The organism is Brevundimonas sp. GW456-12-10-14-LB3, assembly GCF_059424365.1.
Genome location: NZ_JBWKZJ010000012.1, coordinates 1 through 13,269 on the forward strand (window position 1 = coordinate 1; position 13,269 = coordinate 13,269).

The 13,269-nt window shown below is 67.3% G+C and carries 13 protein-coding genes and 1 tRNA gene; 12 read left to right on the forward strand and 2 right to left on the reverse strand.

All coding sequences use genetic code 11. The features are described 5' to 3' along the window. From AC07XS_RS06975 to AC07XS_RS07020, 10 genes are all read left to right on the forward strand, one after another. Nucleotides 1–1,242 (forward strand): chemotaxis protein CheA (locus AC07XS_RS06975; RefSeq protein ID WP_321208167.1); only part of this gene is annotated, 1,242 nt, incomplete at its 5' end. Between the two features lie 3 nt (nucleotides 1,243–1,245). Then, nucleotides 1,246–1,701 (forward strand): chemotaxis protein CheW, encoded by a 456-nt coding sequence (locus tag AC07XS_RS06980; RefSeq protein WP_054764758.1) that lies wholly within the window; start codon nucleotides 1,246–1,248, stop codon nucleotides 1,699–1,701. Continuing rightward, entirely contained in the window at nucleotides 1,698–2,558 is an 861-nt protein-coding gene (locus tag AC07XS_RS06985) for a CheR family methyltransferase (RefSeq protein ID WP_054764759.1), read from the forward strand. Before AC07XS_RS06980 ends, AC07XS_RS06985 begins: the two co-directional genes overlap by 4 nt. Further along, nucleotides 2,558–3,598: a protein-glutamate methylesterase/protein-glutamine glutaminase gene (locus AC07XS_RS06990; protein WP_182715089.1), complete on the forward strand. Its 1,041-nt coding sequence runs from the start codon at nucleotides 2,558–2,560 to the stop codon at nucleotides 3,596–3,598. The genes AC07XS_RS06985 and AC07XS_RS06990 overlap by 1 nt, the downstream gene beginning before the upstream one ends. A gap of 17 nt (nucleotides 3,599–3,615) precedes the next feature. Then, nucleotides 3,616–4,005 carry a response regulator gene (locus AC07XS_RS06995; protein ID WP_054764761.1) on the forward strand — a complete coding sequence of 130 codons (390 nt, stop codon included), beginning with the start codon at nucleotides 3,616–3,618 and terminating at the stop codon, nucleotides 4,003–4,005. Beyond that, nucleotides 4,002–4,547, forward strand: a complete 546-nt coding sequence (locus AC07XS_RS07000) for a chemotaxis protein CheD (RefSeq protein WP_054764762.1) — start codon at nucleotides 4,002–4,004, stop codon at nucleotides 4,545–4,547. The genes AC07XS_RS06995 and AC07XS_RS07000 overlap by 4 nt, the downstream gene beginning before the upstream one ends. Beyond that, nucleotides 4,547–4,888 (forward strand): DUF8776 family protein, encoded by a 342-nt coding sequence (locus AC07XS_RS07005; RefSeq protein WP_054764763.1) that lies wholly within the window; start codon nucleotides 4,547–4,549, stop codon nucleotides 4,886–4,888. The genes AC07XS_RS07000 and AC07XS_RS07005 overlap by 1 nt, the downstream gene beginning before the upstream one ends. Before the next feature lie 4 nt (nucleotides 4,889–4,892). Then, nucleotides 4,893–5,486 carry a response regulator gene (locus AC07XS_RS07010; RefSeq protein ID WP_152949524.1) on the forward strand — a complete coding sequence of 198 codons (594 nt, stop codon included), beginning with the start codon at nucleotides 4,893–4,895 and terminating at the stop codon, nucleotides 5,484–5,486. Further along, nucleotides 5,483–5,980 (forward strand): hypothetical protein, encoded by a 498-nt coding sequence (locus AC07XS_RS07015; protein ID WP_182715090.1) that lies wholly within the window; start codon nucleotides 5,483–5,485, stop codon nucleotides 5,978–5,980. Before AC07XS_RS07010 ends, AC07XS_RS07015 begins: the two co-directional genes overlap by 4 nt. A 215-nt stretch (nucleotides 5,981–6,195) precedes the next feature. Continuing rightward, a tRNA-Arg gene (locus AC07XS_RS07020) sits at nucleotides 6,196–6,272 on the forward strand. Between the two features lie 350 nt (nucleotides 6,273–6,622). On the opposite strand, the gene gst is transcribed toward AC07XS_RS07020, so the two are convergent. Together gst and AC07XS_RS07030 are read right to left on the reverse strand one after the other, a co-directional pair. Further along, nucleotides 6,623–7,330 carry a glutathione transferase, Atu5508 family gene (gst, locus tag AC07XS_RS07025; RefSeq protein WP_182715091.1) on the reverse strand — a complete coding sequence of 236 codons (708 nt, stop codon included), beginning with the start codon at nucleotides 7,328–7,330 and terminating at the stop codon, nucleotides 6,623–6,625. Nucleotides 7,331–7,503: 173 nt separating this feature from the next. Continuing rightward, complete coding sequence (locus AC07XS_RS07030) at nucleotides 7,504–8,607, reverse strand: helix-turn-helix domain-containing protein (protein ID WP_182715092.1); 1,104 nt, start codon at nucleotides 8,605–8,607, stop codon at nucleotides 7,504–7,506. A gap of 220 nt (nucleotides 8,608–8,827) precedes the next feature. On the opposite strand from AC07XS_RS07030, the gene AC07XS_RS07035 reads away from it, so the two are divergent. Both AC07XS_RS07035 and AC07XS_RS07040 read left to right on the forward strand, forming a co-directional pair. Continuing rightward, the gene (locus tag AC07XS_RS07035) at nucleotides 8,828–10,528 is read left to right on the forward strand and encodes a ShlB/FhaC/HecB family hemolysin secretion/activation protein (protein WP_182715093.1); all 1,701 of its coding nucleotides are present in this window, start codon (nucleotides 8,828–8,830) and stop codon (nucleotides 10,526–10,528) included. An 8-nt stretch (nucleotides 10,529–10,536) separates the two neighbouring features. Then, nucleotides 10,537–13,269: beta strand repeat-containing protein (locus tag AC07XS_RS07040; RefSeq protein ID WP_494732659.1), on the forward strand; the 2,733-nt coding region annotated here is incomplete at its 3' end.

Sequence of the window (13,269 nt, forward strand, 5' to 3'; positions counted from 1 at the left end):
CCCATTCCCCCCGCCCAGGTCGCCACCCCCGTGGCGCCGGCGCCGGTCACCATCCGCGTCGACCTGGATCGGGTCGATCGCCTGATCAACGTCGTCGGCGAACTGGTCATCCAGCAGGCCATGCTGTCCCAGCGCGTGCTGGAAAGCGGCCTGGCCCGCTCTTCGGGCATCGCGCTTGGGATGGAAGATCTGGAGCTTTTGACGCGCGAGATCCAGGACAGCGTCATGGCCATCCGCGCCCAGCCGGTGAAGTCGGTGTTCCAGCGCATGCCGCGCCTGGTCCGCGAAGTCGCCGACATGGTCTCCAAACAGGTCCGTCTGGTCACCTCCGGCGAAGACACCGAGGTCGACAAGACCGTGGTCGAACGCCTGGCCGAGCCGATCACCCATATGCTGCGCAACGCCATCGACCACGGGCTGGAGACGCCGGAGGAGCGGATCGCCGCCGGCAAGCCGGCCGAGGGTACGGTGCGCCTCGCGGCCCTGCACCGCTCGGGCCGGATCGTCATCGAAATCGCCGACGACGGCCGCGGCATCAATCGCGAACGGGTCAAGAAGATTGCGGTGGACAAGGGGCTGATCGCCGCCGACGCCGCCCTGACCGACGAACAGATCGACAATCTGATCTTCCTGCCCGGCTTCTCCACCGCCGCCGTGGTGTCCGACATCTCGGGTCGGGGCGTGGGGATGGACGTGGTCAGGCGGTCGATCCAGGCCCTGGGCGGCCGCATCTCGATCAGTTCGGTCCCCGGCAAGGGCTCGACCTTCACCCTCAGCCTGCCGCTGACCTTGGCGGTTCTGGACGGCATGGTGGTGACGGCCGCCGACCAGACCCTGATCGCCCCTCTGCCGGCCATCGTCGAAAGCCTGACGCCGCAGGAAAGCGACCTGCACTATGTCGGCGGGCTCGATCCGGTGATCCGCTTCCGCGATCGCTTCCTGCCGCTGATCGACGTGGCCCTGACCATGGGCTTCCGCGAGACGCCGATGGTCCCTTCCGAAGGCGTCGCCGTGGTGGTCGAGACCGAAGGCGGCCAGCAGGCGGCCCTGCTGTTCGACGCCATCCAGGGCCAGCGCCAGGTGGTGATCAAGAGCCTGGAGACCAACTACCGCCAGGTCGAGGGCGTCGCCGCCGCCACCATCCTGGGCGACGGCCGTGTGGCCCTGATCCTCGACGTCGATGTCCTCGTCACCGACATGCGCCGCAAATCTCCCCGATCCGACTTCAAGCTCGCGAGCTGACCCATGACAGAAGCCAACGACACCCAGCGCGAACTCATCGCCTTCCGCATCGGCCGGCAGGAATTCTGCGTCGACATCATGTCGGTGCGCGAAATCCGCGGCTGGACGCCCGCAACCCCCCTGCCGCGCTCGCCCGGCTATATGAAGGGGGTGATCAATCTGCGCGGCACCGTCCTGCCGATCATCGACCTGGGCGCCCGGTTCGGGCTTGAGACGTCCGAGCCGACCGCCCGCCACGTCATCATGGTGGCCCATATCGGCGGCCGCATGGTGGGGCTGCTGGTCGACGCCGTGTCCGACATCCTGGAGATGAACGACGCCGCGGTTCAGCCGACGCCCGATGTCGCCAGCGATCAGGTGAAGACCTTCGTCAAAGGCATTTTCTCGATCGACGGGCGGATGATCAGCCTGATCGAACTGGACCACATCCTGCCCCAGGTCGAGGCCGAAGCCGCATGAACCCCGCCCCGGGACGGGGGTCGATCGTCGAAGGCGAGTTCGTCTTCACCGCCGACGACTTCCGTCAAATCGCCCAGATGCTGCATGCCCACGCCGGCATCGCCCTGAACGAGGGCAAGGCCGCGTTGGTCTATTCGCGCCTGGCCAAGCGGCTGCGGACCCTGGGCCTGACCAGCTTCCGGGACTATTGCGCCCTGGTCGAGGGCGCCGACGGCGTGGACGAGCGTCAGAAGATGACGGCGGCCCTGACGACCAACGTCACCCGCTTCTATCGCGAGCCGCATCATTTCGACGATCTGCGCGACCGCGTCATGCCCGATTTGGCCGCGCGCGCCCGCGCCGGGGGCCGGGTCCGGCTGTGGTCGGCCGCCTGTTCGAACGGGCAGGAGCCCTATTCGATGGCCCTGACGGTGCTGTCGGTCCTGCCGGAAGCGGCCGACCTGGACGTGCGCATCCTGGCGACGGACATCGACCCCAATATGGTGGCCCAAGGCTATGACGGGGTCTATTCCGAAGAGGCGCTGGAGCCGGCGCCGGCGACCCTGTGGCGCAAATATTTCAACCGCGCGGACCGTGGAAACTGGGTGGCGGGGCCGCAGCTGAAGCGGCTGGTCACCTTCCGCGAACTGAACCTGATCGGCGACTGGCCGATGAAGGGCCGGTTCGACGTGATCTTCTGCCGCAACGTGGTCATCTATTTCGACGATCCGACGCAGGAGCGGATTTGGAGCCGGTTCACCCCGCTGATGAACCCCGGCGCCACCCTCTACATCGGTCATTCCGAGCGCGTGTCCGGCCCGGCGAGCCGCCAGCTGCAGACCGCCGGCCTGACCACCTACCGCCTGGGAGCCGCCTGATGGCCGATCGCGTCAAAGTCCTGGTCGTGGACGACAGCCTGACCATGCGCGGCCTGATCTCGGCCGCCCTGAAGTCGGACCCCGAAATCGAAGTCGTCGGCACCGCCGCCGATCCGCTGGAGGCCCGCACGGCCATCAAGGAGCTGAATCCCGACGTCCTGACCCTGGACGTCGAAATGCCCAATATGAACGGGCTGGAGTTCCTGGATAAGATCATGCGGCTGCGCCCCATGCCGGTGGTCATGGTCTCGACCCTGACCGCAGCGGGCACGGACGTGACCCTGGCGGCGCTGGAGATCGGCGCGGTGGACGCGGTCGCCAAGCCGGCCGTGGCCAGCGCCGAGGCCTTCCACGAACTGATCGGCAAGGTGAAGACGGCGGCCCGGTCGCGGGTTCGCGCCCGCGGCGACGTGCCCGCCGCCGCCGCCGCCCCCAGCGCCTATCGCCCCGCGCCCAATCACGTCCTGGCCATCGGCTCCTCCACCGGCGGGGTCGAGGCCCTGCTGACGGTCTTGAGCGGCTTTCCCGCCAACTGCCCGGCGACGGTCATCACCCAGCACATGCCGGCGACCTTCACCTCCAGCTTCGCGGCGCGCCTGGACCGGGTCTGCGCCCCGGCGGTCAGCGAGGCCGTGGACGGCGCGCCGCTGAAGCCCGGCCACATCTATCTGGCGCCCGGCGGCGCCGCGCACCTGGAGCTGACGCCGGGCCTGTCGCCGCGCTGCCGCCTGGTGAACAGCGAACCCGTCAACGGCCACCGTCCGTCTGTGGACGTGATGTTCGATTCCGTCGTCCGTCTGAAACGGCCCATGACCGGCGTGATCCTGACCGGCATGGGCAAGGACGGCGCCAAGGGGCTGAAGGCCATCCGCGATGCGGGCGGCCGCACCCTGGGTCAGGACGAAACCACCTCGGTCGTCTATGGCATGCCCAAGGCCGCCTTCGAACTGGGCGCTGTAGAGCGGCAACTGCCGCTGCACCGCCTGGCCCCAGCCATCCTTGATCTGTGCGCCGATCCGGCCGCACGGTCCGTCGCCTGATCCCGGGAGCCTTACTCATGCCCGCCGCCGCCTCACTTCACTGCCTGGTCGTCGACGATCAGATGACGATGCGCTCTCTGGTCCGCACCAGCCTGCAACAGCTCGGCGTGCGCGAGATCCGCGAAGCCGCCGACGGCGAAATCGCCCTGCGCGACATCATCGCCAAGCCGGCCCATCTGATCATCTCCGACTACAACATGCCCAATCTGGACGGCCTGGGCCTGCTGCGCGCCGTGCGCGCCCACCCCCCGACCTCCAAGACCGCCTTCATCATGCTGACGGGTCGGGCCGATCGCGAGCTGGTCCAGCGCGCGGTCCAGTTCGGCGTCAACAATTACCTGGTTAAGCCTTTCACCGTGGCCCAGCTGAAGGGCAAGATGGAAGCCGTCTTCGGCGCCCTGACATGACCTTTTCCGCCCTGAAGGACACGCAAGAAAAGCGTCTGCACGTCGGACAGGGCGAACACCATGTCACGCGCGATCCCAATGTGGTGCTCAGCACCATTCTGGGCTCCTGCGTCGCCATGTGTCTGCGCGATCCGGTCGCCGGGGTGGGCGGCATGAACCACTTCCTGCTGCCCGAAGGGTCCGGCGCCGGCACCGACGCGGGCCGCCGCTACGGCGCCTACGCCATGGAACTGCTGATCAACGACGTGCTGAAGGCGGGCGGCCGGCGCGATCGGCTGGAGGCCAAGCTGTTCGGCGGCGGCCGCATGTTCGACTCCCTGCGCGACGTGGGTCGCTCCAACGCCGATTTCGCCGAGAAATTCCTGCGTGACGAAGGCATTCCGGTCGTCGGCGGCAGCCTGCGCGGAGACGGCGGGCGCCGGGTCCACTACTGGCCCGTGACCGGCAAGGCTCTGCAACGCGCCGTGACCGACACTGTGGCGCCGCGGCCCGCGCCCGTCGCCCCGCCTCCGGTCGATACCGGCGCCCTGGAGCTGTTCTGATGCACGCCCCTCCCGAACACGCCGAACTGCTGGTCGCCGTCGCCGACGAGCTGACACGGGTGCGCGAGGGGATCGACCATGTCGAGGCCCTGGTCAGCCGTCTGGTGCGCCGCGCCCCGGCCGAGGATCGGGCCGAGGCCCTGACCGAGGCCCAGGCCCTGGACGCCCTGACCCAGCGGCTGGAGGCCCTGTCCGGCGTCCTGCGTATGCTGGGCGACGGGGCCACCCCGGCCGAGTCCGTCAGCCGCATCTCCCTGGCCGACATGGCGGTGCGGCTGCGGCCCGCCGCCGGCGTCAAGGTCTCGGCTCCGCCCGATTCGGGCGATCTGACCCTATTCTAACGCCGTGACCAAGGCGCCCGATAAGGTCAATCTGGCGCATTCCACCCTGCTGCTGGTCGATGACCAGCCGACGTCGCTGGATCTGCTCAGCTCGATCGTCCAGGGGTTCGGAGTGCGCGAACAGCTGAAATGTCCGTCCGCCAAGGAGGCGGTCGAACTGCTGCGTCGTCGGGCGGTGGACCTGATCCTGGTCGATTGCGCCATGCCGGAGATGGACGGCTACGACTTCGTCACCTGGCTGAGGCGCGAGGCGCCCGAGCCGGCCCGTTTCACACCCGTGATCATGATCCTGGGCCACGCCGCCCAGGCGCGAGTCGCGCGCGGCCGCGACTGCGGCGCCAGCTTCATCGTCGCCAAACCCCTGACGCCGTCGGTCCTCCTGCGCCGCATCGTCTGGCTGGGCGCCCAGAAGCGCCAGTTCATCGAGGCCGAAAACTATGTCGGGCCGGATCGGCGCGTCCACAACTACGGCCCGCCGCCCGGCGAAGACGGCCGCCGCAGCACCGACCTGTCGGGCGAGGTCGGCGAGGCGGTCGGCGAAAACATGAACCAGGACGATATCGACATGCTGTTGAAGCCGATGAAGGTGAACCTGTGACCGCCGCCTCCAAAGCCGTTTCTCAGGATGTCTCAAAGCCCGCCGTGCGGATTCGCGACATCACCACCTCGCTTCAGCGGCAGATGGCGCGCCCCGGCGGCATAGATATCGAGGCCGCCGTCGCCGCCGCCGAACAGGGACTGGAGGGGCGCCGGGAGGAAACCCTGCGGGTGATCCGGGACAAGGTCCAGGCCTTGGCGGCCTTCTGCGCCGGTCGGCCCGCCGCCCCGGAGGCCGAGCTCTACGCCATCGCCTCCGTCCTGGTGGATACGGCGGGCTTTCTCAACATGCCCGCCTTCTATGAGGCCGCCTACAGCCTGTGCGAGGTCGTCAGCCGGATGTCGGCGGCCGAGGCCTGGTCCTGGCCCTCGATCGACGTCCATGTCCACGCCCTGTCGCTGATCCTCGGCGAGGGGGGCGGCGCCTCGGACGCCAATTCGACCCTGCTGGCCGGTCTGCGCGCCGTCGTGGACCGCACGCCCGCGCCCGGTTAAGCGCGATCCGCAGCCGGCGGAACAGGGACGAAACGAATCAGGACCGAATCGCGGACTCGCGCCGATTCAGCCTTTGTTCACCCCAAGATATTGTATCTTAAGACAGATTAACCACAATCGAGTTCGGGCGGCGCCGACCACGCGGCCAAGAAAATGCAGTTCGCCTCACCCACCGTCTTCCCCCCTCCGCCCCGACCCGCTAGTTCACCCCTGCGGGCCCCGTAGCTCAGCTGCATAGAGCAAGGCTTTCCTAAAGCCGAGGTCGCAGGTTGGAGTCCTGCCGGGGTCGCCATGAAGTCGGGCTATGGGAGTTCATCTTGACAGCATCAGCCGCGAGCACCCCGCCTTCCGCCGCGAGCAAGACGGGGAAGGCTTATCCTTGTCCGCAAGGAGGGGCAGGATTCAGCCTTCAACGAGATAGCACGAGACTTGATCAACTCTGCCGGCGAGGAGTTTCTGGTCTTCCCCACCACAGATGGTCAGACAGGATATGAACGGGTTTTCGTCCTTCCTGTTTGAGAAGGTCTCGGGCTCTCGACGCCCAGAGCCCGTCTCGACGCCCTTTGCCGATACTGACCCTGTTACTCTTAGGCATCATGGCGACTTCGCGGATGTGAAGGGCGCCATAGTCCGTCAATCTGGCTATTGACGGGCGCTCAAGACCTTGCGGAGCGAAACCTCGATCTTTCCGCCGCTCCAGGTGTCCCCGTAATCTGACCGCGCCTTATTGGCCAAGTCGGCCAAGGGCGAGAGGGCGGCCACCCTCCTGGACAGGGCCGCTGTCATCGGTGCGGCATCCCTGATCAAGTCCTCAAGGGGCTGGAACCGGTCGGCCAGGGTGGCCCAGAGCGTCGCTGTCACAAGATCCGCCATCTGTGGTTTTGCGCTGCCGAGCAAGAAGCCGGAGGTCCCCGTTAGGCCGTGACGTCGGCCGGTCTCCTCCCAGAGGGACATCCATTTTCTCAGACGCGGCTCGAAGTCGGCCCATCGCGGGTTTGTCCACATCTGACGGCCGCCGTCGAGCGTGAGTTCGTCGATCAGATCATTGGCGTCATTGATGATCTTGAGCGTCAAAGCCCGAGCCCCGGGCGTTGCCGGCAGCAAATCGAGAGTTTCGCCGAGATAGAGGAGAATGGCCGGCATTTGGGATAGCGCGACCTTATTCTGTTCGTCGATAAGAACCGGCGGCGCCATGAAGGGCACTGGCATGGCGCGGACCGGCCCCTCCATCAAGCGGGAAATCTCTCTGTCGTCGGGCTCCCGCCAAGTCTTGCCGGAATAGGCCAGAACCGCGCGAACGAACTGCCCCCGAAAGGGCAGGGACCAATAATAGAGGGTGTAGTCCGTCATAGCGAACCTTTGATCCTGAAGCTCACTGACGAACGCGGGCGGGCGTCAGGCGTTCACGGCGCCACGCGCGGGGCTTCAGAACAGCCAGTCGCAACGGATCGCCAGCGCGGTCGCGATCCGGCGCTCCGACTTCGCCGGTCGCCAGGATGGGGATGCCGACATAGTCGTCGTCATTAAAGTCGCGCCAGAAGCGCCACGAGTTCCAGTTGGCTCCGCACGCCGCATTTCTCGAATATGCGGCGTACGTGTGTGCGTACCGTTCCGACGGCGACGCCGTTGGCTTCGGCGATTGCTTGGGGTCCCATTCCGGCGGCTAGTTTGGCGGCGACTTCCGCCTCTGCCCTGGTCAGGTGAAACAGGCTGCGTGTTGCGGCGACAAGGCGCGTCTCCTCCTGTCGCGGCGGGCGAATGACCACCAGGGCCGCGGCCCCGAACCTCAGGGCATAGTCTCCAGGTGCGGCGCAGACTTCGGCAAGGGTCGGCCGGTCTCCTCTGGCGTCGCGCAGCACGACGGGTCGGGGCGGCGGCCGGAGGCCGCCGGTGCTCGCCGCCGCCGCAGCGATCGCGGTGCGAAGGGCGGCGGTGTCCGCATCGCGAGCGCCGGCCGCCATGCCGCGCGTCACGCGCAGGATCTCGCCCGAAGTCGCCATCGCCTCAGCGGCGGGGGAGAGCGCCAGGACTCGACCGTGCCCGTCACAGATGAGGATGGCGTTTGAAAGCGTATCTAGAAGCCCCAGGGCGAGGTTCAATCCTCGCGCGTCCAGGGCGATCTGGGTCCGGACGGCGGCGCGGACGTGAGGAACGACGGTTGCGAAGGCCCGACGCTGTTCCACTGTCACATTGCCCTGAGACTCGCTCCGCATCAGCGCCAGACCCACCAGCAGGTCGTCCTGGCGCAGCAGCGGGGACAGGCAGGCGAAGGCCAGATCATGCCGACGCAACCAGGCGCCGTATTCCGGAAAGCGCGCGGCGTCCTGCGCGCTGGTGAAGGCCGTTTCGTCGAGCACCGCCATCTCGGGCGCCGCCATGCCGATTCGAACGCGCGAGTTCACGCGCGGGTCGCCGCCGCCCGCCGTCACGAACTCGGCGGAGGCTTCCGGCGGCAAGCCCGTCATCCAGTTGAACGGCACCGCCGCCTCTCGACCCAGGCCGATCAGTTCGCCGCCCTTTGAACCGGTCAGCCTGGCCAGGCCTTCCAGCGCCTCCACCCAGGTCCGGTCCCCCAAGCCCACGCCCTGGAAGGCGGCGGTCGCCGTCGCGACATCCTCTTCGGTCACGCTAGAAGCTCTGAGCCGGCGAGCGAATGCTGATTCATCCGTGCGTCTTCCCTTCTGTCCGAATGTCCTGGACCGACGGAACCTCTACAAGATTGTAGATGCAGACAAGACTGAGGGAGTCTAGTTCAGCGAACAAGGACTGGATCGCCGCCTTACGGCGGTTGGGGAGAGGGCAGGCGTGATGGGTGGTATTGCAAGGCGCGGCGCCTCTTGGCGACTTATGGGAGGCGCATCGACCCTGGCCGTCGCGCTGTTCCTGTCCCCAGGCGTCGCCTCAGCCCAGGTCGTCCCCGGCCAGACCCGCGAAGAGATCGATCCGGCGCGTCAGGCGCGCCCGCTGGCCGCACCGGTCGTTGATCCAACAACCTTGTACCAGCCCGGACAATGCCCCTTCACAGGTCAAGGTCGCACGACCCTGACGCGGATCGAGGCGCAGGGCGCCAGCCTGATCTCCGACGCCGAGATTCAAAACGCGGTGGCGGATCTGATCGGTAAGGACAGCGATCTGTCGGTGCTCTGCGTCGCTCGGGACCGCGTCGCCGCCCTGTACGGTGCTGAGGGCGAAGCCCTGGTGCGGGTGGATCTGCCCCAACAGCGGATGACGGGCGGCGTCCTGGTGATCGCCGTGACCGAAGGTCGAGTGGTCAGCGCCTCCGTGATTGACGCCGACAAACTGGGCCCTGCGGCCGCCATCGCCGCCGACTATCTCGGCGCCCTGGAGACGAAACGGGCGACGCGCTGGCGCGAAGTCGAACGCGCCTTTCTCTTGGTTCGCGACATTCCCGGCGCCGACCCGTCTTTCAGCATCCGTCGCGCGGAGACGGGCGAAGCCAATGGTCTGGAAGCCGTGGCGGCCTTCGCCCCTCGGCGGAAGCTGGACGTCACCCTGAGCGGCCAGAACTTCGGTTCAGAAGAAGTCGGGCGCGAGGGCGCCTCGATCCGCCTTGACGCCAACAGCTTCACCGCCTTCGCCGAGCGCACCAGCCTGATCCTGTTCTCGGGTTTGGAAGGCGATCAACGAGTGGTCCAACTGCTGGAGGAATTCCGTATTGGAGCCTCCGGCCTGACCGTTCTGGGCGATGTGGCCTACAGCGAATCCGAGCCCGGCGGCGCCCTGGCGCCGCTAGAGTTGGAGGGACGCTCGACCGTCGGCCGACTCGGCGTCCAGTATCCGGTCGTCCTCACTCGGCCCCTGCGCATGGATGTGGGCGCCCGGTTGGAGTGGGTGGATCAGAAGAACGATCTGGGCGCCTTCCGCCAGCCGAACGGCGATGCGACCGCCCTGTTCGAGGAAAGCCTGCGGGTCCTTTCCGCCGAGGTCGTCGCCACCTGGCGGCCGAGGCAGACGCCGGGGCTTCAAGGCGGGTTCCAAGCCGAGTTGCGCAAAGGTCTGGAGGCTTTCGGCGCCAGCGAAGCCGGCGATCCCTTGTTGTCGCGGCCCGAAGGGCGGCCGGACTTCACCTCGGTTCGAGGTCAAGCCTCGATCCGCAAGGACGTCGTCCTGTCGCCGGGACGCGGCCTCTATGCGGCGGCGGCTTTGCTGGGGCAGTGGGCGCCGGATCCGCTGCCGGCCTATGAAGAGTTCCAGGTGGGATCCTACACCGTAGGCCGGGGCTTTGATCCGGGAGCGGCGTCCGGCGATCGGGCCCTGGCGACCCAGATCGAGGCGGGCTGGGAGGCGGCGTCCGCCCAGGCGGTCTGGACCGTCTTCGGCTTCGTCGATGCGGCCAAGCTGTGGAACCAGGACGCCTTCGGCTACGACAGCCGGCCTTGGTCCGTCGGCGCCGGGGTGCGCGCCCGCACACGCAGGGGGCAGGTCAGCCTGGTCTATGCGGCGCCGCAGAACGCGCCGTTCCCCGGCGCGGTCCGGCCGAAGGATCGGCTGCTGCTGTCGCTCTCCACCACCTTCTCGTTCCGTTGAGGCTCGCCATGAACAACGCTCACGCCGCTCGTCGTCGCGTCTCGCTTCTTCTGAGCGCCGCGGCGCCCGTCGCACTATTGCTGGCGTTGGCGGCGCCGGCCTCGGCCCAGATCGCAGCCGGCGGTGGAAGCACGGCCGCCGGAACCGTCTCCAACACCTATAACGGATCGGGATCGGCGACCGTCTTCTCGGGCGCGGCGTCCAACACCGGCGGCGCCGACACCTCGACCATCACTTTGAGCGGCTCGCGGACGCTTTTGAACTGGAACGGTTTCAATCTGGCGCCCGGCGACACGCTGAACTTCAACCAGAGCGGCTCGACGAGCATTGCCGTCAATCGGGTTCTGGGCGGAGGCGGCACGATCATCAACGGCGCCGTCAACAGCAACGGCCAGGTCTGGTTTCTCGATTCCTCCGGCGTAGCGGTGGGAGGGACCGCGGTTCTCAACGTCGGCGGACTGTTGTTGTCGTCTCTAGGGCTGACCGACGCCGATATCTTTGACAACGACAGCAGTTTCAACTTCACCGGCGTGGGCGGCTCCGTCGCGGTGAACGGGGGCGCGGCGCTGAACGCCGCCGCCGGCGCGGTGACCGTGGTGGGCCCCGAAATCAACTTCTCAGGCAGCGCGACCGCCAGCGGCAGCATCGCCCTGATCGCCGCGCGTGACGCGACGCTCGTCTTCGACGGCGATCTCGACGCCTATCTTGCGCTCACCGTCGCAACGGGTACCGACAAGAACACCGCAATCAGCGTCGGATCCCAAGCGCGCTTCGACACCGCGTCGGCTGCCGCCGGAGGACGCACCTATCTGATCGCCGCCGGCTACAACGGCGGTCTCGGCTCCATTCTGTTGGGCGGTTCGGCGGCTGACGCAGTGGAGTTCGTCGATGGCGACGTCGTGCTTTACGCAGCGGGAGAGGAGTCCTTCAGTCGCCACTTCATCGCCGGAGGGGCGTTGCAAACACCGACGGGGGCTCCCGCAGGGGATGTGACAATCGGCGCCGCCACGGTTTCCGGGGGCGATCTGAACGTGATTGCGTCCGATGAAGTGATCATCAACGACCTTATCTCAGTCCCCACCGGAAGCGTGCGGCTGGAGTCAGGCAATTTGACCACTGTTTCCGTCTCGGTCGAGGTGGGTCAGAACTATACCCTAAAGGCGCCGGACTGGACCGGAGGCGCCGCTTTTTCGCCGGTCTTCCTCAACGCGGCTTCGGGGATCGGCAAGTTCATCATTCAGGACATGGCCTTCGGCGTAACCCTGGGCGGGCTCAGCGCGCCGGATGAACTTCGCATCACCGCCGAGAACGGCGGCGCCGTCAACGTGGTGGGGACGCTCACCGCGGGCAACGGCCTCTATCTGTCGGGACAGTCGCTCCAGCTCGGCGGCGATCTGACCGAGACCGGAGCGGACGGGGTTCTCAGCCTGACGTCCAGCGACGGAATTTCTCAGACCGCCGGAGCCCTGACGGCGGGAGTCCTGACGATCTCGGCGATCAACGGGGTGACCTTGAATGGTGCGGCCAATGCGATCGGCGCCCTGGGCGCGTCCACCGCGAACGGTTTGAGCCTGGTCGATACAGGCGGCCTGACGGTCAGCGGCGCGCTCAACGGCGGAGCCACCGGGGTCTCGCTGACCACCACGGGCGACTTGACGGTGCAGGCGCCGATCACCGCCAGCGGAATCACCCTGTCGGCGAGCGGGGCGAGTTCGGACATCGTGCTCAACGCGGCGCTCGATGCAGGAACCTCCACGGTTTCGCTCCATGCCGGCGGAACGATCAGCCAGAGCGCCCTGGGCCGGATCACGGGTAATCTGATGGGGGGATCAGGCGGGGCCACCGATCTGACGGCGGCCGTCAACCGTGTTCGCGATCTCGACGTCTTTACGGCCAACGGCTTTTCGCTCGTTGATGAGGGTGGGCTGACGGTGACGGGCGGCGTCAACGCCGGCGCCGGCGACATCTTGGTCCGCACCACCGGAGGAGCCTTGTCGTTCAGCCCCTCGGGGATCGCAAGCGGGCGCGACATCGTCCTTTCCACCGACGGCGACTTCATCAACCAGTCGGGCTCTTCTGCGCTTGCCGCCTCGGGCAAGTGGACGATTTATGCGGCGTCTCCGAACTCCAGCACCTTCGGCGGTTTGGACAGCGGCTCCACGGCCCTCTGGAACGGAACCTTGGCGACACGAGCGCCGGCGGGTCTGAGCGGCAACCGCTACGTCTTCGCCGCCCAACCCACTTTGACGGTCACTACCCTTTCCACGAGCAAGGTTTATGGGACCGATCTGACGGGTTCGGTGGGCGCCCTTTACACCGTCAGCGGCTATCATCCGGGCGTGGCGGGGGCCTTCCTGGCCGATACGGCGGCGACGGCCTTCAGCGGGGCAGCTGCGATCAGCTCTACCGGATCAGCGGAGCGCGCCTCCGTCGCCGGCGGCCCCTATGCCGTCACCGCCGCGCAGGGCACGCTCACCAGCAACAGCGGCTACGCCTTCGCCTTCAGCAACACCGGCCAGATCACCGTCACGCCCAAGGCCCTGACGAGCGCCCTGACCGCCTCGAACAAGACCTATGACGGCACGACCGCCGGTTCCGGCTCGGTCGCCCTGTCGGGCGTCGTCAGCGGCGATACGGTCGGCACGACGGCGGGAACCTGGACCTTCGCCGACCGCAACGCCGGAACCGGCAAGACGGTGACGGTCAGCGGCGTCGGCCTGACGGGGGCTGATGCGGGCAAC

What these genes read in the sequence shown, in the direction of transcription:
- AC07XS_RS07005 (WP_054764763.1), top strand. Translation starts at nt 4,547, where the DNA reads ATGCACGCCCCTCCCGAACACGCCGAACTGCTGGTCGCCGTCGCCGAC.
- AC07XS_RS07000 (WP_054764762.1), top strand. Translation starts at nt 4,002, where the DNA reads ATGACCTTTTCCGCCCTGAAGGACACGCAAGAAAAGCGTCTGCACGTC.
- AC07XS_RS06990 (WP_182715089.1), top strand. Translation starts at nt 2,558, where the DNA reads ATGGCCGATCGCGTCAAAGTCCTGGTCGTGGACGACAGCCTGACCATG.
- AC07XS_RS07035 (WP_182715093.1), top strand. Translation starts at nt 8,828, where the DNA reads ATGGGAGGCGCATCGACCCTGGCCGTCGCGCTGTTCCTGTCCCCAGGC.
- AC07XS_RS06980 (WP_054764758.1), top strand. Translation starts at nt 1,246, where the DNA reads ATGACAGAAGCCAACGACACCCAGCGCGAACTCATCGCCTTCCGCATC.
- gst (WP_182715091.1), bottom strand. Translation starts at nt 7,330, where the DNA reads ATGACGGACTACACCCTCTATTATTGGTCCCTGCCCTTTCGGGGGCAG.
- AC07XS_RS06985 (WP_054764759.1), top strand. Translation starts at nt 1,698, where the DNA reads ATGAACCCCGCCCCGGGACGGGGGTCGATCGTCGAAGGCGAGTTCGTC.
- AC07XS_RS06995 (WP_054764761.1), top strand. Translation starts at nt 3,616, where the DNA reads ATGCCCGCCGCCGCCTCACTTCACTGCCTGGTCGTCGACGATCAGATG.